We start from the raw sequence: 26,289 nt of genomic DNA, 5'->3' as shown, positions 1-26,289 counted from the left end.
GCGGGACACCCCGCCAAAGGCACCTTGCGCCCGGCCGTATGTCCCTCGGCCGGGCGTCTTGCCGTTTCAGGGCTGGCGTGCTTCTAGCAGCACAGTCCCGCTCTCGCCCCCGATCAGCAGCAATGCGCCATCCTCGGTGACATCGAACCGGGTCACCTGTTCGAGCGCGTCGAGCATCCGGCGCTCCTGCTCCATAAGAGGCTCGGTGCAGGCCATCATCGTGCTGCCCATGGCCCCGAACTGCATCCCCTCACCGGTGAGCGTGAAATCCCCGACGAGGCGATTACACCCGCTGCTGCCCGCGACACGGCCCGGGTTGAGGAAATTGAGGGACAGGCGCTCGGCTTCGATCAGTTCCGCGTCTCCCAGGGCCGTGACCTGCCAGGCGCCATCGGTCAGCAGCGAAGCCGGATCACCGCCGCAGCCGCGCAGATCGCGGCCATCAAGCGTGAGGTAGGCGGTGTCGGGATAGGGCATGCCGCTCATGTCGTCATGGCAGAGCTGTTCTTCGATCCGCAGATGCGCGCCCGCGTCAGGCATATCGAACTCATAGGCCCCGGGCACGACCTGCACCACGGGGCGCGGGGCCTCGCGCCTGATCTCGCCGTAGTTGCCGACCACCTCGGCGGTCTGCGCGGAAAAAGTGACGTGCCAGCCCGGCTCGTTGCCGCGTGCGCGGTAGGGCATCTCGTTTGCCGGCGGCACCTTGCGGCACTCCGGCAGATCACGGCCTTCGAGCCGGATCGTGGTCACGTCGCCCTTGTTCCAGACCGTCGTCTCGGGGTCCTTCACGCCTTCGTAGCGCGCGCCCGAACCCGCCTCGATCTGCACGAGCGGAATATCGCGGCCCTCGGCGCGCAGCACCATCTCCTCGTCCAATATGCCGACCAGAACCGGAGTATCGCCACACATCAGCTCGGTGGCGAAAGCGATCGGTGTGACCGGCTCCAGCGTCAGTTCGCCCAGATCGACGGGTGCGCGCCCGGCCTCGAACGCCAGGCCACGCAGCACCCACCGGGGTTCGCCATGCACGCGGATCACCGCACTCACCTCGCCCGACAGGCCCGGCGGCACCGCCATCTCAAAAGGCAACGGCACCTGTTTTCCGTCGGGATTGAGTGTCGCCTCGCCCAGCATCGCGCCAAAGCGGCCCTCGGCCACCACCGTGGCACGCGCCTCGGGCGGCAGGGCGATGCGCTGCAGATAGCCAAGCGTGCCTTTGACCCGGCGCACATCGTCCTCTTGCGCGACGGCGGGCAGAACCGACAGAAGCGCCGGAATACAGGTCAGAGACATGACACGGAACATGGGCCGCCTCCCTCTAGCGGTCAGGTTTTCCCTACCCTAGTCAATGCCAGCCCGCCGGTCGAGACAATCAGACACTCAGGCAGACATATTTCATTTCGAGATAATCCTCGATTCCGTGGTGGCTACCCTCGCGGCCGAGGCCGGATTGCTTGACCCCGCCGAAGGGCGCGACCTCGGTCGAGATGATGCCGGTGTTGACGCCGACGATCCCGTATTCCAGTGCTTCTGCCACCTTGTAGACGCGGCTGAGATCCTTGGCGTAGAAATAAGAGGCAAGGCCGAAGATCGTGTCATTGGCGAGGTCAATCACCTCGTCCTCGTCCTCGAACTTGAAGAGCGGCGCGAGGGGCCCGAAGGTTTCCTCGGTGGCAAAGTCCATGTCCCGGGTCGCGCCGGTGATGATGGTGGGCGGCAGAAACAGCCCGTCGGTCTCTTCGGCCCCGCCGAGAATGACAGTGCCGCCCTTGGCCGTTGCGTCGGCCACATGCTCGCGCACCTTGACCAGCGCATCGGCGTTGATCAGCGGGCCGAGCGATGTGCCCTCTTCCAGACCGTCGCCGACTTTAAGCTTTTCGACCGCCGCCTTGAGCTTGGCGGCGAAGGCGTCATAGACGCCCGATTGCACATAGATGCGGTTGGCGCAGACACAGGTCTGGCCGTTGTTGCGGAACTTGCACAGGATCGCGCCCTCGACCGCGGCATCGAGATCGGCGTCGTCAAAGACGATGAAGGGCGCGTTGCCGCCCAGTTCCATCGAACATTTCATCACGCTGTCGGCAGCCTGCCGCAGCAGGATGCGCCCGACCTCGGTGGAGCCGGTGAAGGTCAGCTTGCGCACGGCCGGGTTCTCGCAGAATTCCTTGCCCACCTCGGACGACCGCGACGAGGTGACGATGTTGAACACGCCCGCCGGGATGCCCGCGCGTTCCGCAAGCACGCCCATCACCGTGGCCGAGAGCGGCGTTTCCGCCGCCGGGCGCCCGACGAAGGCACAGCCCGCCGCCAGTGCAGGTGCCGCCTTGCGGGCGATCATCGCATTGGGGAAGTTCCAAGGCGTGATCGAGGCGGCGACGCCGATCGGCTGTTTCAGCACCATGATCCGCTTGTCGCGCTGATGGCCGGGGATCATCTCGCCATAGATGCGCTTGGCCTCTTCGCCAAAGAACTCGATGAACGAGGCACCATAGGCCACCTCGCCCTTGGCCTCGGCCAGCGGCTTGCCCTGTTCGGCGGTCAGGATCACGCCCAGATCGTGCTGGTTCTCCATCATCAGGTCGAAGAACTTGCGCAGCACGGCGGCGCGTTCCTTGCCGGTCCACTTGGCCCAGTCCTTTTGTGCGGCCTCGGCCTCGGCGATGGCGCGGGCGACCTGTGCGCGGCTGAGATCAGCGACATGGGCGATCACGTCGCCGCGCGCAGGGTTTGTGACCTCGAACGTGCCATTGTCGCCATCCACCCATTGCCCGCCGATATAGGCCTTTTCCGCCAGCAGGCTGGGATCGTTAAGCAGGGATTTCAGGTCGGTCGTGGTCATCGCGGTGTCCTCCGGGCGTGTCTTTTGGTCTCGTCATGACAGACCAGCTTGGGCTAGGAATGTCTAGGGCCAGATAAGGGAGATCACGCCATGGAACTGGACGATGCCTATGCCAATGTCCCGCATATTCCGGGTGGGGCACAGTATCCGGCGCGATGGACCGTCGCAGCCGAGGCGTTTCGCGCGCGGCTGAGCGCGGAGCGGCGTGCGGAGCTCGGCCTGCCTTATGGCAAAGGCTCGCGGCAGGCGTTCGATCTGTTTCACCCCGAGACAACGGCGCAGGGCCTCGTCGTCTTTGTCCATGGCGGTTATTGGCTGCGGTTCGACCGGTCTTACTGGTCGCATCTGGCCGCAGGGCCATTGGCGCGGGGCTGGGCTGTGGCGATGCCGTCCTATGATCTGTGTCCCGAGGTGCGGATCGCCGATATCACCCGGCAGATCAGCCGCGCCACGGCGGTGGTGGCGGGACGGGTCGAGGGGCGGATCGCGCTTGCGGGTCATTCGGCGGGCGGGCATCTGGTGGCGCGCATGGCGGTGCCGGGGGTGCTACCGGGCGAGGTGGCGGCGCGAGTGAGCCACGTCGTGCCGATCTCGCCGGTCTCGGACCTGCGGCCGTTGTTGCAAACCTCGATGAACGAGCAGTTTCGGCTGGACATGGCGGCAGCCGAGGCCGAAAGCCCGGTCCTGATGCGCCCCCTGCCCGTGCCGGTCACGGTCTGGGTCGGGGCCGAGGAGCGACCCGTGTTTCTGGATCAGGCGAGGTGGCTGGCCGAAGCCTGGGGGGCCGGACACGAGGTGGCACGGGGACGGCACCATTTCGACGTGATCGAGGCGCTGGAAGATCCGGCGAGCCGGATGGTCGGGCAGTTGCTGGGGTAACAGGCGCGCGCCGTCCCTCGTGTCCGAAACGGCCCGATGCCGCAAAACGTGATGCGCCTCATCACAAAGGCTGAATTGACCAGCCGTTCAATTGCCGTAATCTGCGCGAGAACCGCGCGAGGCCCTCATGCAAAAATCCGCCCCTCTCATCACGCCCGTCCTGATCGCGGGCTGCACGATCATCCTGATCTCCTTTGCGATCCGCGCCTCGTTCGGGGTGTTCCAGATCCCGATCGCGTCGGAGTTCAACTGGCCACGTGCGGAGTTCTCGCTCGCTATCGCGATCCAGAACCTCGCCTGGGGAATCGGCCAGCCGATTTTCGGGGCACTGGCCGAGAAACTCGGGGACCAAAAGGCGATCATCCTCGGGGCGCTGACCTACGCAGCGGGGCTGGTACTGTCGTCCTTTGCGGTCACGCCCGAGGCGCATCAGCTTTATGAGATCCTCGTGGGCTTTGGCATCGCGGGCACCGGCTTTGGCGTAATCCTCGCGGTGGTGGGGCGCGCAAGCTCTGACGAGAACCGCTCGATGAGCCTCGCCATCGCGACCGCCGCCGGATCGGCGGGGCAGGTTTTCGGCGCGCCGGTGGCAGAGTTCATGCTGTCGGCGATGACATGGCAGAGCGTGTTCCTGGTCTTTGCCGCCGTGATCCTGGCGGTGCTGGCGATGCTGCCGATGATGCGCGCGCCCGAGCCGGTGGATCGCAGCGTGATCGAGGAATCGATGGGCACGATCCTGCGCCGTGCGTTCCGCGATCCGTCCTATACGCTGATTTTCCTAGGGTTTTTCAGCTGCGGCTATCAGCTGGGCTTTATCACCGCGCATTTCCCGGCCTTTGTGACCGAGATGTGCGGCCCGATCCTGCCCGGTGGCGCGCTGCATAATATCGGGATCACCACCACCTCGGCGCTTGGTGCGGTGGCGATTTCGCTGATCGGTCTCGCCAATATCGCGGGCACGCTGACGGCAGGGTGGCTGGGTCATCGCTATTCCAAGAAGAACCTGCTGGCGGGCATCTATCTGGGCCGGACACTGATCGCGGCGGCGTTCATCATGACCCCGATCACGCCCGCCACGGTGATCTTGTTTTCCGTCTCCATGGGGGCGCTGTGGCTGGCGACGGTGCCGCTCACCTCTGGTCTGATCGCGCAGATCTACGGGCTGCGCTACATGGGCACGCTTTACGGGATCGTGTTCTTCTCGCACCAGCTTGGCAGCTTCATGGGGGTCTGGCTGGGTGGCAAGCTCTATGACCTGCATGGCGACTATTCCGTGGTGTGGTGGGTCGGTGTGGGCGTCGGCGCGTTCTCGGCGATCGTGCATCTGCCGGTCAAGGAACGGCGGTTGCAGGCGGCCTAGTCGCGCATCAGGTCGCGCATCGCGTGCAGTACCTCTTCGGTATGGGTGTAGGGCAGACCATGGCCCGCGCCCTCGATCACCTCTTGCCGGGCATTGCGGTTGATCTGCGCGAGCCGTCCCATGGCACTGAGCGGGATGATCTCGTCCTCGCGCCCCCAGATTGCCAGAACCGGCACACCCGCCTCGGCAACATCACCGTGTGCCTCGGCGAGATCCTCGGACAGCATGCCGCTCATCGAGCGTTCGATCGCGGGCACGAAACCGCGATATCTCAGCTCGTCCTGTTGCAGATTGACGATGCCCTCGACACTGCTGGGCAGGTCGCGCTCGGCCTCCGTGCCCTTGTGGAACACGCGCGGGAAGACCGCACGCATGAGCCAGCGGCTGAACGCGTTGCCTTTGGCCACCACCTGCGCCACGGGGCCAAGATCATGGCCCAGCCCGGCCGGTGCGATCATCACGATCTGGCGCAGTCGCTCGGGGTAAAGGGCCGCAAAGGCCGTGGCGATGGCCCCGCCCATGGAATAGCCCAGAAGCGTGATGTCACCGCCAAGGCCTTGATCTTCCAGCAAGTCCTCAAGTTGGGTGACGAAAAAGGCGCTGTCCTGCGGGCCATCCGGACGGTCACTATAGCCGCGCCCGTAGAGGTCATAGACCAGCACGCGAAAGCCCATGGCCCCCAGCCCCTGCGCCACCCCTTGCCAGACAAAGGAGGGCGTGGTCAGGCCATGCACGCAGACCGCGACCGGGCCGCGCGTGGCCCCCATCCAGCGGTAATGCGTGATCCCGCGCGAGAGCGTGGCGAACTCGCCGGGGGCGTGGCGTCGGACGGTGGCATCCATCTCGGGCCTGGACATCTCGCGCAGGAAAGGCGCCGCCGCCAACACCGCCAGAACAAGCGCCAGAAGCGCCAGCCAGATCATGCCGCCGCCCGCCATGCGTCGAGGATGTAGCGGCTGGTCATGAGGTCGAGATGCGCACCGCCGCCGTTCTTGAAGAGCGTGATTTCGTCATCGCTCCGGCGGTGGAACGCCTCCCGCTCATAGTAATCCGCCACCAGATGATCGCGGGGGATCGCGCCGGATTCCAGTGGGATCTTGATCTCGCCGATATGGCCCACTGTGGTCTCAAAGCTGTCGACGAAGACCCGCGTGCGGCGCAGGGCCTCGTCGTCCACCTCGCGCATGTCGGGGCGGTAGGCGCCGATCAGGTCGATATGCTGGCCGGGCTGGAACCAGTCCCCCTTGATCAGCGGATCGGTGGACATGGTGGCGGAGGTGACGATATCGGCGGCTCGCACGGCGGCCTCCAGATCATCGGCCACGGCCATGCCGCCGCACTCTGCCGCCATCTTCTCGGCATTGGCGCGGGTGCGGTTCCAGAGGGTAAAGCGCGCCTTGGGGAAGGCGGCGGAATAGGCCTGCCAGAGCGAGCGGCCCACCGTACCCGCCCCAACTATAAGGATATTTTCGCTGTCGGGCCGGGCCAGCCGGGTCGCGGCATAAAGGCTGTCGCCGGCGGTTTTCCACTTGGTGACAAGGTGAAAATCGACCAGCGCCGAGAGCGTCCCGTTGGCGTCATCATAGAGGTTCACCGCGCCGTTGATCATCGGATCGCCCTTGTCGGGATTGCCCGGAAAGATCGTTGCGCATTTCACCGCGATGCCCATCCCGTCGATCCAGGCGGAGCGGTTGAGGAGCGTGTCCTTGCCGCGATAAAGGAAGGTGTCGGCGATCTCGGCGCGGGGCAGATCGTGCCCGGCTTGCAACGCCGCACAGAGACCCAGCCAGTCGAGATGCGCCTCGCCTTCAGCGAATGGAATGATCGTCAGGCTCATCGTTTCCTCCTCGGTATCGCGTCGGTATTGCGTCGGTTTAGCGTCGGTATCGGTTTGTCTTGGGTGTCAGCCTCGCATCCTTCACCGACTCGCGCCATACCAGATAGAGACCGGAGCCGACGATGAGGGCAATTCCGATCCAGGCGGTGGCATCGGGCCATGTGCCGAACACCGTCACCCCCCACATGATCGCCATCGGCATGGCGACATATTCGAACGGTGCGGCGAAGGCGGCCTCGGACAGGCGGTAGGCCTGAGAAATGAAGAGCCCACCCAGCATGCCGGAGATGCCCAGCATGGCGAGGATCGGATAATCCCCGACCGGGGGCCAGACCCATGCGCGAAAGAGGAACTCCAGCGACGGGTGCCCCGACCCGGCAAAGCGTCCGTCGCCCAGCCCCTGCCCGATCATCGTGCTGGCGATGAGAAAGGTCAGCTGGATATAGAACGCCATGGTGGGGGCGGATTCCGTGCGGCCGATCTTGCGGGTGAGCATGTGCAGCGTGGCATAGAGAAATGCCGCCACGATGGGCAGCAACGAGGCCAGTTGAAAGGCCGAGGTGCCCGGCTTGACGATCACCAGAACCCCGACAAAACCCACGGCGATGGCGGCCCAGCGGCGGGGGCCGACAATCTCTTTGAGGAAGATCACCGAGAACACGGTGATCACCAGCGGCGAGACGAAAAAGATCGCGGTGGCATCGGCAATCGGCAGCGCGGCAAGCCCCAGAAAGAGACACATATTGGCCGAGACCACGCAGAGCCCCCGGATCAGGTGCACCACGGGACGCCGCGTGCGCAACAGGCGCGGGCCCCCGGCGAACGGCATGATGAAGCAGGTAAACGCCGTGAGACCCACCAGCGCGCGGATGAACACCACCTGATGCAGGGCATAGGCATCCGAGAGGAACTTGATCCCCACATCGTTGATCGAAAAGCACATCACCGCCGCCAAAGCATAGGCGGCGCCGATCAGGTTGGAACGCTGAACGGTGGCGGAGGTCATGAGGATCCAAGGTCAATGTCGTTGACCGATACATGAGACGCGGGGCTGCCGGATGTAAACCCCTGCAGTCGTCTGCGGACGGGTTCGGATTGACGGCCGCCAAAACCCATCCGACCCACCTCTTACCCCGCAGGGCGCTCTACCGTGACCAGCCCCAGATCACGCGCGGTTTCCAGCGACAATATCCCGCTATCGAGACCGCGCGCCGCCTGATAGCGGCGTATGGCGGCGCGGGTGCGGGCATCCATCTGCCCCGTCACCGCCCCGCGATAGACCCCGCGCGCGGCCAGCGCACGCTGCACAGAGGCCGTGAAATCCGGTGTTTGCATCTCGGCGCAGGGCACCTCGAACCACGTGGTCTTGCGCTCTTCGATGATCGCCTGCCGGGTTTCGGTCACGTAGCGTGCAGGGCGGATCACTCGGCCCGAGTTGTCCACCTCGGGTGGCGCGGTCTGGACCTGCTCGGTCACCGTCTCGATCACCGCCGGTGTCACGGTCTTGCCCCAGCAGGTGCCGGGGGCGGCCCCCGGCGGGGCCTCTTCCAGCCGGGTGAGGAGCGCGGGCTCCGAGGGGCCGGGCAATGACGCCTGACACCCCGTCAGGAGCACCCCGGTCAAGATCACCAGAACGGCGGGAAAAGGATGGCGGATCATCGGCTCGGGCCTCGGCGAGGGCGGGTTTTTGCGCGAAGCTTAGCCGGTTTCGCCCGCTTGCGAAAGCGCGCAGTCCGGATCGCTCAGCCGGTCGAGCAACGGCGAGAGATCCTCGATCAGATCGGCCACCACATGCACCACGCCGTTCTGCCGCTCCACCCGGCCGGTCACCCGCAACAGCCGCCCGGCGATGACGGCCCGGCGAAACCGCTCGAACACCTTGCGCCAGATCACCACGTTCACCACCCCGGTCTCATCCTCCAGCGTGACGAAAACCACGCCCTGCGCGGTGCCGGGACGCTGGCGCAGCAGCACCAGCCCCGCCACCGTCACCCGCGCGCCCGGGCGCGGCGCGTCGAGCCGTGCGGCGACAAGGGCAGAGGGGGGGCGCGGCAAGGGATGTGTCATGAGAACAAATATAGAACATGTAGATTTTGTCGCAACTCTTTTGCGCCTGCGTCGCAAATGGGGCTGGTCTCGGGCGGGGGGCTTGGCTAGTTAGCCCAGTGACACGCGATGAAAGGGAGCATGCCGGGCATGGCCAAAATCACCTATATCGAGCACAACGGAACCCGCCACGAGGTCGAGGTCGCCAATGGCCTGACCGTGATGGAAGGTGCACGCGACAACAACATCCCCGGCATCGAGGCCGATTGCGGCGGGGCCTGTGCGTGCTCCACCTGCCATGTCTATGTCGCACCGGACTGGGTCGAGAAACTGCCCGCCAAGGACGACATGGAAGAGGATATGCTCGATTTCGCCTATGAGCCCGACGCCGTGCGCTCGCGCCTGACCTGCCAGCTGAAGGTGAGCGACGCGCTTGACGGTCTCGTGGTGCAGATGCCCGAAAAGCAGATCTGAGCCGATGCGCGCGGCGGTCCTCATCGCCGCGCTCGGGGCCACGCTCGCCACGGCGGGCGCGGCCGGGGAGGCATGGATCACCGCCCCCGGCGCAGGCATCTCTGCCGCGCGGTTCGAGGCGCCCGACGACAGCTATCCGCATCGCATCATGGGCACCATCCCCGAGCGCCGCGTGCTGGCGGTGCGCGATGCGGCAGGCCACGAGATACGGCTTGACCTGCGGCAGGGCCCCGATCCCGACCATGTTTTCGAAGATATCGCACCGCGCGTCGTCGATGCCGATGGCGACGGGCAGAACGACGTGGTGCTGGTCGAATCGAGCCCGCGTGAGGGCGCGCAGCTGGCCATCTACACGCTGCGCCGGAGCGATCTGGTGAAATCCGCCGCCACGCCGCATATCGGCACGCGGTTTCGCTGGCTCGCCCCCGTCGCGATTGCCGATCTCGACGGCGACGGTGTGACCGATATCGCCTATGTCGAGACGCCGCATCTGGGCAAGACCCTGCGGGTCTGGAGCTGGGCTCCGGGCGGCCTCACGCAGATCGCGCATCTGCGCGGCGTGACCAATCACCGGATCGGCGACGAGGTGATCTGGGGCGGGCTGCGCGAGTGCGGTCAGGGGCCCGAGATCGTGCTGGCCGATGCGGGGTTTCGCAGCCTCGTCGCGGTAGGTTTCGACGGGGCCGAGCTTGTCGCACGCACCCTCGGACTTGAGGCCAGTGCCCCCGGCTTTGACCGGGCGATGTCCTGCCGCTGATTTTTTCTTGGCGAAAATACTCCGGGGGGTGCGGGGGGCCGGCCCCCCGCCTTGGTCGGATCGCGTCAGCGATCCGAGACCCGTTCCGCCGCTCTCAACTCAGGTAATAGTTCTTCGCTTGCAATGGCGCGGGCGGGGTCTGTCCGAGATGCGGCGCAAGGCTGATCTCGATGGTGCGGCACATCGCGTCGAGCGGCAGCCCGTTCACTGTCTCGCCAAAGGGATGCGCCAGTTCCTCGGTCACTTCGGCAAGGCCGAAGAACACATAGGCGATCACCGCCACGAAGGCGGGCGTCATCCAGCCCGCCACATCCAGCAGCGCGAGCGGCACCAGCAGGCAATAGAGATAGGTCGTCCGAAAGACGAGCAGCGAATAGACGTAAGGCAGCGGCGTGGCCGCGATCCGCTCGCATCCCGCCTGTGCCAGCGCGATCTGCCCCATCCGCTCGCTCAGCGCCTTGAGGCCGAACCCGTCTATCTGGCCCGCCTTGTGCCCGGCGGCAATCTCCTCGGTGATCCGGTCGAGCGCGGCACAGGGCGGATGCGCGGCCTGCGAGAAATCGTCATCGCACCACATCTGCGCCGCCTTGGACGGCCCCAGCTTGCGCAGTTGCGCGCGGTGCAGATGGATGAAAGCCAGCGTGAGCCGCAGCATGCGGTCCCGGCGGGCGGCATCGTCCATGAAGAGCGTCATCTCGCGGGCCAGTGCGCGCAGGTCCGCGACCAGTTGTCCCCACAGCTTGCGCGCCTCCCACCAGCGGTCATAGGCGGCGTTGTTGCGAAACCCCAGAAAGAGCGACAGCGCGATGCCGAACACGGCAAAGGGCGCGGTGCTGGTATGGGTCAGGGTCACGACATGACGGTCCACCGCCACCATCAGGACGGCAATCACCGTCACCCCGACGATGCGCGGCAGGATCTGCGGCAGGACCGATCCGCGCACTGCGAAGAGCAGCTGCAGCGTCCCCGGCTTGTCGCGCAGGATCATCCGAGCGCGCGCCAGCCGATGTCGCGGCGGCAGAACCCCTGCGGCCAGTCGATCCGGTCGACCAGCCCGTAAGCGCGGTCGGCGGCCTCTTGCAGGGTCGCGCCCCGCGCGGTCAGCGCCAGAACGCGACCGCCGCTGGCGACGAACCGGCCATCCTTGCGCGCGGTGCCCGCGTGAAACACCTGGTGAAAGCTGTCCTCGGGCGCATCCTCCACACCGTTGATGACGCTGCCCTTGTCATAGTCGCCCGGATAGCCATTGGCCGCCATCACCACGGTCAGCGCGTGATCTTCGGCCCAGTTGACCCGGGCTTCGTCCAACCGCCCCTCGGCCGCCGCCTGCATCAGGTCGAGCGCCTGACCGCCCAGGCGCATCATCAGAACCTGGCATTCCGGATCACCGAAGCGGACGTTGAATTCGACCAGCCGGGGCTGACCGTCCTCGATCATCAGCCCAACAAAGAGCACCCCCTGATAGGGCGTGCCGCGCCGCACCATTTCCGCCAGCACCGGGCGCACGATCTGGTCCAGCGCCTTCTGCGTGACCGCCTCGGTCATCACCGGCGCAGGGGAATAGGCCCCCATGCCGCCCGTGTTGGGGCCGGTATCGCCCTCGCCGACGCGCTTGTGATCCTGCGCGGTGCCGATGGGCAGCGCCGTCTCTCCGTCGCAAAGCACGAAGAACGACGCCTCCTCGCCGGTCATGAACTCCTCGATCACCACCTCGGCCCCGGCTGCGCCAAACTCGCCGCCGAACATGTCGTCGAGGGCGGCGAGCGCCTGATCCTCGGTCTCGGCCACGATCACGCCCTTGCCTGCGGCCAGCCCATCGGCCTTGACCACGATCGGTGCGCCTTGGGCCTGCACGTAGTCGCGCGCCGCCGCGTGGTCGGTGAAATGGCCATAGGCGGCCGTCGGCGCGCCCGCCGCGTCGCAGATCATCTTGGTGAAACTCTTGGAGGCCTCCAGCCGCGCCGCCTCGGCCCCTGGACCAAAGACCAGCAGACCCGCCTCGCGCAGCCTGTCGGCCACGCCTGCCGCCAGCGGGGCCTCGGGGCCGATGATCACGAAATCAATCGCCTCGGCCTCGCAGAACCCGGCCACGGCGCCACCATCGAGAATATCGAGCGTGGCGCAATCCGCGATCTCGGCGATCCCGGCATTGCCCGGGGCCACGATCAGCCGGTCGCATTTGGGGTTCTGCAACGCGGCCCATGCGATGCTGTGTTCACGGCCCCCGCCGCCGAGGATCAGGATATTCATGGCGCACAACTCCGGCTTGGCCTCGCTTGGCATGCGTTCTAGGGTGACGCGCAGGCAGACACAAGGCAGCAGCATGTCCGATCTTATCGACGATCCCGATCCCGGCGAGAACGCCCCCGAATTCTCGGTCTCGGACCTGTCGGGCGCGATCAAGCGGGTGATCGAGGGCGAGTTCAGCCATGTCCGGGTGCGCGGCGAGTTGGGGCGGATATCGCGGCCCCGCTCGGGCCATATCTATCTCGATCTCAAGGATGACCGCGCGGTCCTGTCGGGCGTGATCTGGAAGGGCGTGGCGGCGCGTCTCTCGGTCGAGCCCGAGGAAGGGATGGAGGTGGTGGCCACCGGGCGGCTGACCACCTTCCCCGGCCAGTCACGCTATCAGATCGTGATCGAGGATATCAAACCGGCGGGCATGGGCGCGCTGATGGCGATGCTGGAAAAGCGCAAGGCGGCGCTCGCGGCCGAGGGGCTCTTTGCAGCCGAGCGCAAGCAGCCCCTGCCCTACCTGCCCGAGATCATCGGGGTGGTCACCTCGCCCTCGGGCGCGGTCATTCGCGACATCCTGCACCGGCTGCGCGAGAGGTTTCCGCGCAAGGTGCTGATCTGGCCGGTGGCCGTGCAGGGCGAGCGCTGCGCGCCTGAGGTGGTGAATGCTATTCGCGGGTTCAACGCGCTTACCCCCGGCGGGGCGCTGCCGCGCCCGGATCTGATCATCGTGGCGCGCGGCGGCGGCTCGGTCGAGGATCTATGGGGTTTCAACGACGAGGCGGTGGTGCGTGCCGCCGCCGAGAGTGGCATTCCGCTGATTTCCGCCGTCGGGCACGAGACCGACACGACGCTGATTGATTACGCATCGGACAAGCGAGCGCCGACGCCGACGGCGGCGGCGGAACTGGCCGTGCCGGTGCGGCTCGATCTGCTGGCCTGGCTTGACGGGCAGGCGGCGCGGCTCAGCCATGCGCAGAGCCAGTCGATTGGTTTGCGCGGCCAGCGGCTGCGCGATCTTGCGCGCGCCCTGCCGCGCCCCGAGACCTTGCTGGAGGCCCCGCGCCAGCGGTTCGACACTTGGTCGGATCGCCTGCCTGCGGCACTCACCCGGTCAGTACAGGTGCGGCGCGTGGCGCTGTCGGATGCCGCAGGCGCGCTGCGTCCGTCGCTGTTGCGGCGTGCGGTGGAGGGGGACCGGCGGCGGTTGGCGAACACCGCCGCGCGGCTGAACATCCACGCGCTGACCCGCGATATCGACCACAAGAGGCGCGAGTTGGATCGGATGACAGCGCGGTTTTCGGATGCCGCAGGGCGACAGACCAAGGGCTGGCGCGAGCGGATCGACGCGCTGGACCGGCTGCGCGAGACGCTGGGCTACAAGGCGACGTTGCAGCGCGGCTATGCGGTGGTGCGCGGCGATGGCGCGCTGGTGACGACGCGCGATGCGGCGGCGGCGGCCAAGGCGCTGGAGATCGAATTCGCCGACGGGGTTCTGGGCGTTGGCGAAACCGCGACTGCCCCGCGCAAGGCGCCCAAGCCGAAAGAGCCGCCCAAGGGGCAAGGTAGTTTGTTCTGAAGGGGAAAGACGCGCGGTTGGGTGGCGTGGCCTGAGGCGTCGCGGCAGTGCCAAGTCGTGCAAAAGCCCGCGCCGGTCACCATGCGCCGTCAGGTGACGGATTGCCTGGCAGCCCGCACCGCGCGTTCCAATGCCTCCAGAAAGCGCGAACGGTCGGCCTTGGTGAAGCCCTTGCCGCCGCCCTGGCGGAACGGGTCGGCGGCGCGCAGATCGGCCATCAGATCGCGGGTGGCGAGCACGTTGCCGATGTTGGCCGCCGTCAGCGCCTCGCCGGTATGCTTGAGCACCTGTGCCCCGGCCTCGACGCATTTGGCGGCGAGGGGGATGTCGCCGGTGATCACCACGTCGCCCGGCCCCGCGCGTTCGGCGATCCACATGTCGGCCACGTCGGGGCCGTCGGGCACGATCACCATCTCGACCAGCGGATTGCGCGAGGGGCGCAAGCCGCCGTTGGAGACGATGAACATCCGCAGCCCGTGCCGGGTGCCCACCCGCTCGACCTCGTCCTTGACGGGGCAGGCATCGGCATCGACGTAGAGGCTCACGCGCTCTTGGCCTTCTTGGTGTCGCGCCCGACCTTATATTCCTCGGGGATCGGCATGCGGTTGAACGCGTCCAGCCCGGCGATCTTGTAGGCCTCGGCGAGCGTCGGGTAGTTGAAGGTGTTCTGCACGAAGTAATCCACCGTGCCCTTGAGGTTGAGCACCGCCTGCGCGATGTGGATCAGTTCCGTCGCCCCTTCGCCCACGATCTGCACGCCGAGCACCCGGCGGGTCTTGAGTGAGAACAGCATCTTCAGCAGCCCATGCTCCAGCCCCATGATATGCCCGCGCGAGGTCTCGCGAAAGCGGGCGACGCCGACCTCGTAGGGGATACCGCGTTCCTGCATTTCCTCTTCGGACATGCCGCAGGTGGAAATCTCGGGGACCGAATAGATGCCATAGGGGAACCACGGGCTCTCGGGCAGGGTGGGTGTCTCCAGCGCATCGCAGGCGGCGACGCGGCCCTGCTGCATCGAGGTCGAGGCGAGCGAGGGATGCCCGATCACGTCGCCCGCCGCGTAGATATGCGGCACCGACGTCCGATAGGTCTTGCGATCCACCTCCAGCCGCCCGCGATGGTCGGTTTCCAGCCCGGCGGCGCCGAGGTTGAGCTTATCCGTGGCGCCCATCCGCCCGGCGGCGAAAAGCAACATCTCGGCGCGCACGTGGCGGCCATTGGCAAGGCTCACCTCCACGTGTTTGCCCGCATCCTCGATCTTGTCGATGGCCGATCCGAGGCGCAGATCGACGCCGTTTTCGAGGATCTGATGGGTGAAATCCTGAATGATCGCGCGGTCGATAAAATCGAGGAAAGTCTCGCGCGGCTCGATCAGCGTCACCCGCACGTCGAGTGCGGAAAACATGGTCGCGTATTCCACGCCGATCACGCCCGCGCCCACCACGATCAGGCTGCGCGGGATCTGCCCGAGTTCGAGAAACTCGTCGCTGTCCACGACCGTGCTGCCGTTGAAGGGCACGGTATCGGGGCGGTAGGTCTTGGTCCCCGTGGAGATCAGGAACCGCTCGGCGGTGAGCCGCGTGACCTCGCCCGCCTCGGTCGCGACCTCGACGGTATGGGCATCGGTGAAGCGGGCCACACCGTTGAGCGTATCGACATGGTTGCGGTTGAACTGATGTTCGAGCACGTCGACCTCGTAGTCGAGCGTCTTGTGCAGGCGCATCTTGAGGTCCTGCGCCTCGATGTCCTCCTTTACCCGGTAGGAGCGGCCGTAAAAGCTACGCTCGCGCCAGCCCGAGAGGTTGAGCACCGTCTCGCGCAGGGTCTTGGAGGGGATCGTGCCGGTATGCACCGAGACGCCGCCAAGCTTGTCCTTCTTGTCGATCACCAGCACCCGCCGCTTGAGCTTGCCGGCCTGAATGGCCGCCGCGCGCCCGGCGGGGCCGGAGCCGATGATGATCAGGTCGTAATGGCTCATGACTTACTCCGCATAGAGCGCCTCGGCATGGAAGGTGACATGGTCCTCCATGAAGGTGGAGATGAAGAAATAGCTGTGATCATAGCCTTTCTGCATGCGGAACGTGCCCTCTTGCCGCCGTGCGGCCATGGCTGCGGCCAGCGTTTCGGGGCGCAAGAGCTCAAGGAACTGATCGGAGGTGCCGGTATCCACCAGCACCGGCCCGTCAAAGCCGCGCTCACCCATCAGCAGGCTGGCGTCATGGGCGGCCCATGCGGCCTCGTCCGCCCCGAGATAGGCCGCGAACTGCTTGCGGCCCCAATCGCCGCCCGTGGGGTTGCAGATCGGCGAGAAGGCCGAAACCGAGCGGAACCGGCCCGGCAGCGACATCGCCAGCGTCAGCGCGCCGTGCCCGCCCATGGAATGGCCGGTGATGGCCTGCCGGTCCATGTCGAGAGCGAACTCGCGGCCCAGAAGCGCGGGCAGTTCATCAGCCAGGTAATCCCACATGCGGAAATGCGGGGCCCAGGGCTCTTGGGTGGCGTTGACGTAGAACCCGGCCCCCTGCCCCAGATCATAGGCGTCATCATTGGCCACATCGTCGCCGCGCGGTGAGGTGTCGGGGAACACAAGTGCGATACCCTGTTCCGCCGCCCAGCCCTGCGCGCCCGCCTTGACCATGGCGTTCTCATGGGTGCAGGTCAGGCCCGAGAGATACCACAGCACCGGGACGGGGCCATCCTGCGCGTCTTCGGGCAGGAAGAGGCCAAAGGTCATGTCGCAGCCGCAGGCGTCAGATTTGTGCGTATAGACCCCCTGCGTGCCGCCGAAACATGCGTTCTGCGAAACCGTTTCCATGTCGTTCTCCTCTTTCCTCTTGGCAACTGTTCAGTAAAGCCGGGCGACCCAGCCGATCACAAGCGACACTGTTACGATGGCCGCGACCGTCGATATAAGGATGGCAGATGACACCCGTTTGGGGGCCACGCCGTAATGTTGTGCGATCATGAAGACATTGCCCGCGACCGGCAGGCTGGCGGCCGCGATCATCACCGCCGCCGCATAGGGCTGCACCTCGAACAGGAGTAGCGCCGAGATCGCCACCGCACCGGGGTGCAGCACCAGCTTGCAGAACGAGAGCCACCCCGCCACGCTGGCGCGTTCCGCCGACTTCGATGCAAGCGATGCGCCAATGGCAAAGAGCGCGCCGGGGGTGGCGGCATCGCCCAGAATGCGCACGAAGGCGTTGATCGGGTCGGGGATCGGCAGGCGCAGCGCCGACCATGCCAGCCCCAGCAGGATCGAGACGATCATCGGGTTTTTCAGCAGGCCCAGCCCCACGGTGCGAAAGATCCGCAAGCTCATCCGCCCGTCGCGCGAGCCGGTGATCAGGATCACCACCAGCGAGCCGAAGACGATCAGGTCCACGGCCAGCATGACCATCACCCAGCCGATCGCCGCCTCGCCCATCAGCATCGCCAGCATCGGCACCCCGAGAAAACCGACATTGCCGATCACCGCGCATTGCGCCTCGATCGCCGTTTCCTCCAGCCCGACGCGCCGGACCATCGCGACAATGGTCGCCAGAACATAGACCAGCGTGGTGGCCGCGAGATAGGCCAGCACGAAATTCCAGTCGAGCACGTCCGACAGCGTGAGATTGGCGGAGAACCGGAACAGCATCGCCGAGAGCGCGAAGTAAAAGACGAATTTCGTGAGCCATGCGGTGGCCTCCTCGGGGAAGAACCCGCTGCGACCAGCCCCGTAGCCCAGACCGATGATCAGGAAGAATGGCAGGGTCTGGAGAAAGATGCTCAGCATGGGGATGTGTCGTAGCAGGTTCGCAGGCCACGTCAATCGGCGGCGCATGTCCAGAGGCGGAGCCACGCGCCACGTCGGATTTGCGGCGCATTGCTGCAACAAAACGCGGCACGTCGCGACTGACGCCAAAAGGAGCGATTAACACGCGGCGGGTTTATGCTATTGAACCGCAAGCCCCGGCAGTTTGGGCGGGGTCGGCACGTATCGTCCGCCCGCAGTAAGCCGGGCCGTGAACAGTAAAATTGAGAAAAGACAAAACCATGAAGAAACGGGCTCTTATCACAGGCATCACCGGGCAGGACGGATCGTATCTGGCGGAATTCCTTCTGGACAAAGGCTATGAGGTTCACGGGATCAAGCGCCGGGCGTCGCTGTTCAACACCCAGCGCGTCGATCATCTCTATCAGGATCCGCATGTCACCAACCAGAATTTCAAGCTGCATTACGGCGACCTGACGGACAGTTCCAACCTGACCCGCATCCTGAGCGAAGTGCGGCCCAACGAGGTCTATAACCTCGGCGCGCAGAGCCATGTCGCCGTCAGTTTCGAGGCCCCCGAATATACCGCCGATGTGGATGGCATGGGCACACTGCGCCTCTTGGAGGCGATCCGCTTTCTGGGGCTGGAGAACAGCACCCGGTTCTACCAGGCCTCGACATCGGAACTCTACGGGCTGGTGCAGGAGACCCCGCAGAGCGAGACGACGCCGTTCCACCCGCGCTCGCCCTATGCGGTGGCCAAGCTCTATGCCTACTGGATCACGATCAACTATCGCGAGGCTTACGGCATGTATGCCTGCAACGGCATTCTCTTCAACCACGAGAGCCCGCGCCGCGGCGAGACCTTCGTGACCCGCAAGATCACGCGGGGGCTGGCCAATATCGCGCAGGGGCTGGAGGAATGTCTCTACATGGGCAATATCGACGCGCTGCGCGACTGGGGCCACGCCAAGGATTACGTGCGCATGCAGTGGATGATGCTGCAACAGGAGACCCCTGAGGATTTCGTGATCGCCACGGGCAAGCAATATTCGGTGCGCGAGTTCATCATCTGGTCGGCGGCGGAACTGGGCATCACGCTGGAGTTTTCCGGCGAGGGGGTTGCAGAGGTCGGGACCGTGGCGGCGGTGACCGGTGACAAGGCTCCGGCGGTGAAGCCGGGCGATGTCCTGTTGCGCATCGACCCGCGCTATTTCCGGCCGGCCGAGGTGGAGACCTTGCTGGGCGATCCGGCCAAGGCCAAGGCGAAACTGGGCTGGGTGCCCGAGATCACCGCGCAGGAGATGTGCGCCGAGATGGTTGCGGATGATCTGCGCACCGCGCAACGGCATGCGCTGCTGCGCGAGCATGGCATGGACATGCCGGTGAGTTTCGAGAACGGGTGAGCGGTATGCGGATCTATATCGCCGGGCACAGGGGCATGGTGGGTGGCGCGATCCTGCGGCGGCTAGCGGCGCGGCAGGCGTCGGGCGAGGCGATCACGCTCATCACCGCGACCCATGCGGAGCTTGATCTGACGGATCAGGCCGCCGTGCGCGCCTTCATGGCGGATCAGCGCCCCGATGTGGTGATCCTGGCCGCCGCGAAGGTGGGCGGCATCCTCGCCAACAACACCTATCCGGCGGGCTTCATCTATGAAAACCTGATGATCGAATGCAACGTAATCCATCAGGCGTATCAGGCCGGGGTGCGGCGGTTGTTGCAGTTGGGGTCAAGCTGCATCTACCCGCGCGAGGCCGCGCAGCCGATGCGCGAGGACGCGCTGCTGACCGGCACGCTGGAGCCCACCAACGAGCCCTATGCCATCGCCAAGATCGCGGGCATCAAGCTGTGCGAGAGTTACAACCGGCAGTTCGGGACCGATTACCGCTCGGTCATGCCCACGAACCTTTACGGCCCCGGCGACAATTTTCACCCCGAGAACAGCCATGTCCTGCCCGCCCTGATCCGACGCTTTCACGAGGCGGCGCAGGACGGGCGCGAGGCGGTGACGATCTGGGGATCGGGCAAGCCAATGCGCGAGTTCCTGCATGTCGATGACATGGCCGAGGCATCGCTTTTTGTCCTGGACCTCGACAAGCCCACCTATGACGCCAACACGCAGCCGATGCTGAGCCATATCAATGTCGGCACCGGGCGGGATGTGACAATTCTGGACCTGGCGCAGATGGTGGCGAAGGTGACGGGCTATGAGGGGCGGATCACCACCGACCCGAGCAAGCCCGACGGCACCCTGCGCAAGCTGATGGATGTGAGCAGACTGGCCGATATGGGCTGGCGCGCCTCGATTGCGCTGGAAGACGGGATCGCGGGCACCTATCGCTGGTTCCTGGAGCATCAAGACGAGTTTCGCGGCTGACAAGGGGGCCGAGGGAGGTTTGACCATGACTGAGGATATTCACCCGCTCCTGCTCTGCGGGGGCTCCGGCACCCGGCTCTGGCCGCTGTCGCGCAAGAGCTATCCCAAGCAGTTCACCAAGCTGACCGGCGAAGAGAGCCTGTTTCAGGCCTCGGCACGGCGTCTATCGGGGGACGGGTATGCCGCCCCCACGATCATCACCGGGTCGGATTACCGCTTTGTCGTGACCGAACAGCTGGCCGGGGTGGAGATCGCCGCCGGGGCCACGCTGATCGAGCCGGAGGGACGCAACACCGCGCCCGCCATCCTCGCGGGGGCGCTCGACTTGCAGGCGCGCGCGCCCGGGGCGCTGATGCTTGTGGCCCCGTCGGATCACGTGATCCCCGACGCGCAGGCGTTTCGCGACGCGGTGCAGGCGGCGGTGCCTGCGGCGCGGGCGGGACAGCTTGTTACCTTCGGCATCCGGCCGGACCGGGCCGAGACCGGCTATGGCTGGCTGCGCCTGAGCGCCGCCCCGGAGGCCGATTTCACGCCGGTGCCGCAGCCGCTGAAGGGCTTTGTCGAGAAGCCCGATGCAGAGACCGCAGAGGCGTTGCTGGCGGACGGCATGCATCTTTGGAATGCGGGGATTTTCCTGTTTTCCACCGAGGCCATTCTGGCCGCCTTCGAGACGTATCAGCCCGCGATGCTGGCCGCCGTGAGGCGCGCGCACGCAGCGGCGGAACGCGATCTGCATTTCCTGCGTCTCGATCCCGAGGCCTGGGCCGCGTGCGAGAGCGAGTCGATCGACTACGCGGTGATGGAAAAGGCGGACAATCTGACTGTTGTGCCATACGGTGGCGCATGGTCGGATCTGGGCGGCTGGGATGCGGTCTGGCGCGAGAGCGGGCCGGATGTGGCGGGCATCGTCACCTCGGGGCCTGCGACCGCCATCGACTGTGCGGACACGCTTTTGCGGGCCGAGGACAGCCAGCAGGCGCTGGTCGGTATCGGGCTGAGCGACGTGATCGCGGTGGCCATGCCCGACGCGGTTCTGGTGGCGCATCGGAGCCGCGCGCAGGACGTGAAAAAGGCGGTGGAGGCGCTGAAAGCGCGCGGCATGAAACAGGCCGAGACCCTGCCGCGCGACTATCGCCCCTGGGGCTGGTTCGAGAGCCTCGCCACCGGCGGGCGGTTTCAGGTCAAGCGCATCCACGTGCATCCCGGCGCCGCGCTCTCCTTGCAAAGCCACCACCACCGGTCTGAGCATTGGATCGTCGTCGAGGGCACGGCCAAGGTGACCATCGACGACGCGGTAAAGCTGATCAGCGAGAACGAGTCGGTCTATATTCCGCTGGGTGCGGTGCACCGGATGGAGAACCCCGGCAAGGTGCCGATGGTTCTGATCGAGGTGCAGACCGGCAGCTATCTGGGCGAGGATGACATCATTCGCTACGAGGATGTCTACGCGCGCGGACAGGGGGCCAAGGGCTGATCACATCCAGCGCCCGATTGCCGTGACGGTGATCTCGGGCGCGGTCGCGATTGGCGTCGCCGCATGCGCGCGCAGAGTGCCGCTGAGGTGATCACCTGCAATGGCGCTGATCCACAGGCCATCTTGGGTTGTCGCACTGGCCGTGAGGGTCGGGCGGGTGCCGGGGGCGAAGGCGGCGGGATAGCTCCATCCGTTTGGTAACGCCGCGCGAAAGAGCGCGCCGTCGACCTGATCGGGCGCGTCGAGCGTGAGGCTGTGCTGGCAGATCTGGGTGCCGTCGGGATAGCGCACATAACTGCCATCGGGGCCGCTGTCGCGGGTGATGTTATGCGCGCCTGAAAGTGCGGCCCACGCCCCCCACACACCGCCTGCACGGGTGCGAAAGGCCAGACGCTGACCGTCTGCATCCAGCAGGATCTGCGCCGGTTCACCGGCGGCACCGCGCAGAATGAGGCAGGTGCCGGCCCCGCTCGCGCCCGTTGTGGCCGTCGTCACCGCGTAGACGCCCGAGGCCGTGCCCGGCGTATCGAGATCAGCCAGCACCGGCACCGCCTGCGCGCCGTCCTGCCCCCAGCCGAAGGCCCCCACGCGCAGCAGCCGCCCCGCCGTCGCGTCATCCGCCGTCTGCTGCACCGCCGTGCCGGAGACCAGACCGCTCGCGGCGTCAAGGCTGAGCCCGGTGAACCATGTGCCGCCATCGGCGCTGACCTTGATCGCAAAATCATCCGACCCGGCGGTGCCCATCTCGGCGCGCCCGCCAAAGCCGGTCTGAAAGAGCAGGCTGGCCGTGTCACCCTCGGCGGCCTTGTTGATCTTGAGCTGGTGGCCCGCGCCCTCGTGATTGAGGAGGGTCGCAGGTGCGGCCACAGCCAGACGGTTGACCGCGTCGAAACCTGCATTGATGCCGACCCCGGCGAGATTGACGAGCTCGGGCGGTGCCAACGGAGCCCAAGCGCCGCCCGCCTGCCGCAACAGACGGCCCGTGCTCTTGTCGAGCGCGATCCACCCGTCCTGCGGGGCGATGAACCGCCAGGTGTCGTCGATCAGTGTCGCGATCCGGCCCGCCTGCCCGGCCCAGGCGCCTTCGGGCGCGAGGCCGATTGCCCAGACCTCGCCCTCATTCGGCGCGGCGGGCGGGGTGCTGGCCTCGACCGCCTCGACGGCGAGTTGCACCACCGTGTCGAGCGTCGAGAGCGCCTCGTTATGGGTGACATGCTTTTGCGCCTGCGACGGTTGAATGAACGGCAGGGCAAGGCGCGGGGAATGGTCGGGCATCGGGTCGGCCTCCGGAGATGGGACAATCGTAAAGACTGCGCACACTCTTGAAGCGAAGCCTTGCCAATCCCTGAACCGGGCGTGCGTTGCGTGCCCTAGCCGTGCCGTGCGAGGCGGCGGATGAGCGGGGCCATGATCAGCGGCGTGAGATACATCGGCAGTTGGTAGCAACCGATGAACAGCAGCAGCGCCGCGCCGGTCTCGGGCGGCAGCGCGCCGAGAAAGAGTGCGAGATTGCGGTTGCCCGCGACAATGGCGAGAGCGGGGGCGGCGGTGGCCTCGGGGCCGTTGCGCAGAAGGAGCAGCGCGCCGATCTGCGCCCCGAAATTGAGCGTGAAGACGGCGGCAAGCGTCAGCCAGAGTTCCGTTGACGGGGCGAGGATCGCAGGCCCCACCGCCGACATCAGCCCCACGACCACCACGGACATCACCAGCGTGATGGTGCCGTCGACAGCGCCCTGCCCTTCGGCGGCGCGCAGCCACGGCACCGCACGGCGCAGGAGCATGCCCGCGCCCCCCGCCACTGCGATCACCGCCAGCAGGCGCAGCGCGGCCATCGCCACAACTTCGGGCGCGCCGAAGACCGGCAGCACCCAGAAGACCGGCAACACCGTCAGCGGCAAGAGCGCCGTGCCCAGCACCAGCTGCCGCAGGGCCGGGGCCGGGTCGCCGCCCGCCATGATGGTGAGGCCCGGACTACCGGTAAGCGGGGCGGCGGCCAGCACCAGCACCGCACCGATGCCGATGATCGAGTCCATCGCGCCAAGCACCCAGAGCCCGGCAATCGCGCAAAGCGGCAGGACCACCTGCAGGATCAGCGTGGCGATCAGGAAGCGTGGCAGGGTGCGCGCGCCGGGAAAGGCCACGACAACATCGACCCGAAGGGTGGCCAGGAACAGCATCAGCGCGATCAGCGGAAAGATCAGCGGCTCCATCGCGCGGGCAAGACTGGGGGCGAGGATGCCCACCACAAGCCCGAGCACCAGAACAAGCCGCCCATGCCGCGCCAGCGCGTGAAGAGCCGGTATCACAGCGCCGCCGCCCCCCGCGCCGCCTGATCGTAGCTGCCCGAGAGCGTGCGCAGGAGGCCCGCGAGACGCGACAGTTCCGCCTTGTCGAGCCCCAACTGCCGCACCGAGCGGACCAGCAGACGCTCGCGTACGCGGCCGTATAGGGTGCAGTAGTCCTGCCCGACTGCGGTGATCTGCACGGTCTTTTCCTTGCCCGAGCGCCCGGTGGTGATCAGCCCGTGCCCGGCCAGTTTCTTGACCGCGTAATTCACCAGATGGGTGTCCTCGATGTTGAGCACGAGACAGATATCGGCGAGGCTCTTGGGGCGTTCGCGGTGATGCACCAGATGCACGATCAGCACTTCGAGCGGCGTCAGCCCCGGCATGCCCGAGGCCGTCATGCAGCGCACAATCCAGCGTTGAAAGGCGTTGTTCGCCATGGTCAGGGCAAACTCCATCTCCGACAGTTCCGGCAGGCCGGAATTCGCCAGATGCGCCGAGGACACGACCGGCCCTAGCGCGCCAGCATCGTCTGAGGGATCCATAGCGCAATCTCCGGGAACAGGGTCAGGATGGCGGTGGCGAGCACCAGCAGAAGGAAGAACGGAAAGGCATGGCGCGCGATCTCGAATATGCTGCGCCCGGTGATGGATTGCAGCACGAAGAGGTTGAAGCCGACCGGGGGTGTGATCTGGCTCATCTCGACCACCAGCACGAGGAAGATGCCGAACCAGATCGGGTCGATCCCCGCCGCCAGCACCATCGGCAGAATGACGGATGTGGTCAGCACGACGATAGAAATCCCATCGAGAAACATGCCCAGCACGATGAAGAACACCACCAATGCGGCCAAGAGCATGTTGGTCGAATAGCCCTGCTCGCCGATCCACGCCGCCAGCGCGCGGGGGATGCCGGTATAGCCCATGGCGACGGTGAGGAAGGCCGCCCCGGCGAGGATGAAGGAGATCATGCAGGTGGTGATCGTGGCACCGCGCAGCGCGCCCCACGTGCTCTCCCAATTGAGCGAGCCACCCAAGGCCGACAGGATCAGCGCCCCCAGCACGCCGACCACCGCCGCCTCGGTCGGTGACGCGAGGCCTGCGTAGATCGAGCCGATGACGGCGATGATCAGCAGGATGGTCGGCCCCAAGAGGATCACCGCGCGCAGCTTGTCCCCGAGCGAGGTGGCGGGTTCGGCGGCGGGCATCTTGTCGCGATGAGTCAGCGCCCAGAGCATGGTGTAGCCCGAGAAAAGCGACGCCAGCAGCAGCCCCGGGCCGATGCCCGCGAGGAACAGCCGCGCGATGCTCTGCTCGGTCGCAGCCCCGTAAACGATCAGGATGATCGAGGGCGGGATGAGAAAGCCGAAGGTGCCGGACCCGGCCAGCGTGCCGATGATCATCCGGTCATCATAGCCGCGCCGGGTGAGTTCGGGCACCGACATGCGCCCGACCGTGGCGGTGGTGGCCGCCGACGAGCCCGAGACGGCAGCGAAAAGCGCGCAGCCGAAGATATTGGCATGCAAGAGCCGCCCCGGCAGGCGACCCGTGAGCGGGGCCAGCCCCGAGAACATGTCGGACGACAGGCGCGAGCGGAACAGGATCTCGCCCATCCAGATGAACATCGGCAGCGCCGTCAGATCCCAGATATTGAGCGCGCCCCAGACCTTGGTGCCGAACACGAGTTCCGCGGGCGCGGTCGAGGCCAGCATGATCGCCGCCAGCCCCACGGCGATGAGCGCAAAGCCCACCCAGAGGCCAAGCGCCAGACAGCCGAAGAGGATCACGACGAGGATCAGCGACAGAAGTTCAATGCCCATCGGTCTTGCCCTGTTTCTCGGCCTCGGCGCGCAGGAAGGCCGGGGTCTGCCCGCGCAGCACGGCGAGCGCCTCATCCAGAAGCGCGATCCAGAAGATCACGAGGCCCAGCACCATCACACCCTGCGGTATCCAGAGCGGGAATTTCGCCATGCCGAAGGAGACCGCGTTGAATGTCCAGGAATCCCAGGCCTGAACCCCGGTGCTGTAGAGCGCGAAACTGCCCAGCCCAAGGGCAAGGACCAACACCAGCCCCGCGAGCGCGCGGCGCAATCCGGGCGGGACAGATTGCGTCAGCATTGTCACCCGCACATGGCCCGCGGCGCGCAGCGTGCCCGCGAGGGCCAGGAACACGGCCCCCACGAAAAGGAACCCGCCGAACTCTGACAGCGACGTGATGGCGATGCCGACGGGTTCCTGCCCGATGGCCAGCATCGCCTTGTCGATGACGCGGCCCATCACCTGCACCAGCACCAGCACGGCAATCGCCACCAGTGCCAATGCGGCCAGAACGAAGCCCGCATCGTAAAGACGGTCGAGCAGCCTGCGGATCATGCGCGGCCCCCT

At 66.2% G+C, this 26,289-nt stretch carries 26 protein-coding genes; 8 read left to right on the top strand and 18 right to left on the bottom strand.

The features are described from left to right. Positions 1–66: 66 nt before the first annotated feature. Both PVU19_RS03110 and PVU19_RS03105 read right to left on the bottom strand, forming a co-directional pair. Positions 67–1,308 carry an META domain-containing protein gene (locus PVU19_RS03110; protein WP_050662361.1) on the bottom strand — a complete coding sequence of 414 codons (1,242 nt, stop codon included), beginning with the start codon at positions 1,306–1,308 and terminating at the stop codon, positions 67–69. Positions 1,309–1,375: 67 nt separating this feature from the next. Beyond that, a complete protein-coding gene (locus PVU19_RS03105; protein WP_050662362.1) occupies positions 1,376–2,842 on the bottom strand; it encodes an NAD-dependent succinate-semialdehyde dehydrogenase in 1,467 nt (488 codons plus the stop codon). A gap of 90 nt (positions 2,843–2,932) precedes the next feature. Here PVU19_RS03105 and PVU19_RS03100 point away from each other — a divergent pair, with 90 nt between their 5' ends. After that, a complete protein-coding gene (locus PVU19_RS03100) occupies positions 2,933–3,721 on the top strand; it encodes an alpha/beta hydrolase (RefSeq protein ID WP_050662363.1) in 789 nt (262 codons plus the stop codon). A gap of 127 nt (positions 3,722–3,848) precedes the next feature. Continuing rightward, positions 3,849–5,081, top strand: a complete 1,233-nt coding sequence (locus PVU19_RS03095; RefSeq protein ID WP_050662364.1) for an MFS transporter — start codon at positions 3,849–3,851, stop codon at positions 5,079–5,081. Here PVU19_RS03095 and PVU19_RS03090 read toward each other — a convergent pair. The 5 genes from PVU19_RS03090 to PVU19_RS03070 all read right to left on the bottom strand — a co-directional run bounded on the left by PVU19_RS03090 (position 5,078) and on the right by PVU19_RS03070 (position 8,985). Further along, a complete protein-coding gene (locus tag PVU19_RS03090) occupies positions 5,078–6,004 on the bottom strand; it encodes an alpha/beta fold hydrolase (RefSeq protein WP_050662394.1) in 927 nt (308 codons plus the stop codon). The two genes, PVU19_RS03095 and PVU19_RS03090, sit on opposite strands and share 4 nt — an antisense overlap. After that, positions 6,001–6,918 (bottom strand): ornithine cyclodeaminase family protein, encoded by a 918-nt coding sequence (locus tag PVU19_RS03085; RefSeq protein ID WP_050662365.1) that lies wholly within the window; start codon positions 6,916–6,918, stop codon positions 6,001–6,003. Before PVU19_RS03085 ends, PVU19_RS03090 begins: the two co-directional genes overlap by 4 nt. Positions 6,919–6,955: 37 nt before the next feature. Further along, positions 6,956–7,924, bottom strand: a complete 969-nt coding sequence (locus PVU19_RS03080; protein WP_050662366.1) for a DMT family transporter — start codon at positions 7,922–7,924, stop codon at positions 6,956–6,958. 122 nt (positions 7,925–8,046) lie between these two features. Beyond that, positions 8,047–8,577, bottom strand: a complete 531-nt coding sequence (locus PVU19_RS03075; RefSeq protein WP_050662367.1) for a peptidoglycan-binding domain-containing protein — start codon at positions 8,575–8,577, stop codon at positions 8,047–8,049. Between the two features lie 39 nt (positions 8,578–8,616). Next, positions 8,617–8,985, bottom strand: a complete 369-nt coding sequence (locus PVU19_RS03070) for an OB-fold nucleic acid binding domain-containing protein (RefSeq protein ID WP_050662368.1) — start codon at positions 8,983–8,985, stop codon at positions 8,617–8,619. Positions 8,986–9,114: 129 nt separating this feature from the next. Here PVU19_RS03070 and PVU19_RS03065 point away from each other — a divergent pair, with 129 nt between their 5' ends. Continuing rightward, positions 9,115–9,438, top strand: coding sequence for a 2Fe-2S iron-sulfur cluster-binding protein (locus tag PVU19_RS03065; protein ID WP_050662369.1), 324 nt, complete (start codon positions 9,115–9,117; stop codon positions 9,436–9,438). Between the two features lie 4 nt (positions 9,439–9,442). Then, entirely contained in the window at positions 9,443–10,195 is a 753-nt protein-coding gene (locus PVU19_RS03060) for an FG-GAP repeat domain-containing protein (protein ID WP_050662370.1), read from the top strand. Between the two features lie 94 nt (positions 10,196–10,289). Here PVU19_RS03060 and PVU19_RS03055 read toward each other — a convergent pair whose 3' ends face one another. Further along, positions 10,290–11,183 (bottom strand): bestrophin family protein, encoded by an 894-nt coding sequence (locus PVU19_RS03055; RefSeq protein ID WP_050662371.1) that lies wholly within the window; start codon positions 11,181–11,183, stop codon positions 10,290–10,292. Next, positions 11,180–12,445, bottom strand: coding sequence for a phosphoribosylamine--glycine ligase (purD, locus tag PVU19_RS03050; RefSeq protein ID WP_050662372.1), 1,266 nt, complete (start codon positions 12,443–12,445; stop codon positions 11,180–11,182). The genes PVU19_RS03055 and purD overlap by 4 nt, the downstream gene beginning before the upstream one ends. Before the next feature lie 73 nt (positions 12,446–12,518). On the opposite strand from purD, the gene xseA reads away from it, so the two are divergent. Further along, on the top strand, positions 12,519–14,009 hold the full coding sequence (gene xseA, locus PVU19_RS03045; RefSeq protein WP_050662373.1) for an exodeoxyribonuclease VII large subunit: 1,491 nt from the start codon (positions 12,519–12,521) through the stop codon (positions 14,007–14,009). An 89-nt stretch (positions 14,010–14,098) separates the two neighbouring features. Here the strand turns inward: xseA and PVU19_RS03040 are convergent, their stop codons facing one another. Genes PVU19_RS03040 through PVU19_RS03025 form a run of 4 tightly spaced genes read right to left on the bottom strand, consistent with a single transcriptional unit; the run spans position 14,099 to position 17,787 of the window. Then, positions 14,099–14,554, bottom strand: a complete 456-nt coding sequence (locus PVU19_RS03040) for a YaiI/YqxD family protein (RefSeq protein ID WP_050662374.1) — start codon at positions 14,552–14,554, stop codon at positions 14,099–14,101. Then, positions 14,551–15,987, bottom strand: coding sequence for a Si-specific NAD(P)(+) transhydrogenase (sthA, locus tag PVU19_RS03035; RefSeq protein ID WP_050662375.1), 1,437 nt, complete (start codon positions 15,985–15,987; stop codon positions 14,551–14,553). Before sthA ends, PVU19_RS03040 begins: the two co-directional genes overlap by 4 nt. Before the next feature lie 3 nt (positions 15,988–15,990). After that, positions 15,991–16,824 (bottom strand): S-formylglutathione hydrolase, encoded by an 834-nt coding sequence (gene fghA / locus PVU19_RS03030; protein WP_050662376.1) that lies wholly within the window; start codon positions 16,822–16,824, stop codon positions 15,991–15,993. Positions 16,825–16,854: 30 nt separating this feature from the next. Then, on the bottom strand, positions 16,855–17,787 hold the full coding sequence (locus PVU19_RS03025; RefSeq protein ID WP_050662377.1) for an AEC family transporter: 933 nt from the start codon (positions 17,785–17,787) through the stop codon (positions 16,855–16,857). A gap of 260 nt (positions 17,788–18,047) precedes the next feature. On the opposite strand from PVU19_RS03025, the gene gmd reads away from it, so the two are divergent. From gmd to PVU19_RS03010, 3 genes are read left to right on the top strand one after another with little or no spacing between them, the layout of a single operon-like run. Further along, positions 18,048–19,172, top strand: a complete 1,125-nt coding sequence (gene gmd / locus PVU19_RS03020; RefSeq protein WP_050662378.1) for a GDP-mannose 4,6-dehydratase — start codon at positions 18,048–18,050, stop codon at positions 19,170–19,172. Between the two features lie 5 nt (positions 19,173–19,177). Next, positions 19,178–20,146 (top strand): GDP-L-fucose synthase, encoded by a 969-nt coding sequence (fcl, locus tag PVU19_RS03015; RefSeq protein WP_050662379.1) that lies wholly within the window; start codon positions 19,178–19,180, stop codon positions 20,144–20,146. A 25-nt stretch (positions 20,147–20,171) separates the two neighbouring features. After that, on the top strand, positions 20,172–21,620 hold the full coding sequence (locus tag PVU19_RS03010; protein ID WP_050662380.1) for a mannose-1-phosphate guanylyltransferase/mannose-6-phosphate isomerase: 1,449 nt from the start codon (positions 20,172–20,174) through the stop codon (positions 21,618–21,620). Here the strand turns inward: PVU19_RS03010 and PVU19_RS03005 are convergent, their stop codons facing one another. The 5 genes from PVU19_RS03005 to PVU19_RS02985 all read right to left on the bottom strand — a co-directional run bounded on the left by PVU19_RS03005 (position 21,621) and on the right by PVU19_RS02985 (position 26,277). After that, positions 21,621–22,895, bottom strand: coding sequence for a DUF2793 domain-containing protein (locus tag PVU19_RS03005; protein WP_050662381.1), 1,275 nt, complete (start codon positions 22,893–22,895; stop codon positions 21,621–21,623). 95 nt (positions 22,896–22,990) lie between these two features. After that, positions 22,991–23,926, bottom strand: a complete 936-nt coding sequence (locus PVU19_RS03000; protein WP_050662382.1) for a hypothetical protein — start codon at positions 23,924–23,926, stop codon at positions 22,991–22,993. Continuing rightward, positions 23,923–24,450, bottom strand: coding sequence for a winged helix DNA-binding protein (locus tag PVU19_RS02995; RefSeq protein WP_235575765.1), 528 nt, complete (start codon positions 24,448–24,450; stop codon positions 23,923–23,925). The genes PVU19_RS03000 and PVU19_RS02995 overlap by 4 nt, the downstream gene beginning before the upstream one ends. Continuing rightward, positions 24,420–25,724 (bottom strand): TRAP transporter large permease, encoded by a 1,305-nt coding sequence (locus PVU19_RS02990; protein WP_050662383.1) that lies wholly within the window; start codon positions 25,722–25,724, stop codon positions 24,420–24,422. The genes PVU19_RS02995 and PVU19_RS02990 overlap by 31 nt, the downstream gene beginning before the upstream one ends. Further along, on the bottom strand, positions 25,714–26,277 hold the full coding sequence (locus PVU19_RS02985) for a TRAP transporter small permease (RefSeq protein ID WP_050662384.1): 564 nt from the start codon (positions 26,275–26,277) through the stop codon (positions 25,714–25,716). Before PVU19_RS02985 ends, PVU19_RS02990 begins: the two co-directional genes overlap by 11 nt. Between the last annotated feature and the right edge of the window lie 12 nt (positions 26,278–26,289).

It is taken from the genome of Roseovarius tolerans (genome assembly GCF_028885395.1).
In the GTDB taxonomy this organism is placed as follows: Bacteria; Pseudomonadota; Alphaproteobacteria; order Rhodobacterales; family Rhodobacteraceae; genus Roseovarius; species Roseovarius tolerans.
The sequence above is the reverse complement of the archived record's forward strand: the minus strand, read 5'-3'. Positions and strand labels throughout refer to the sequence as shown.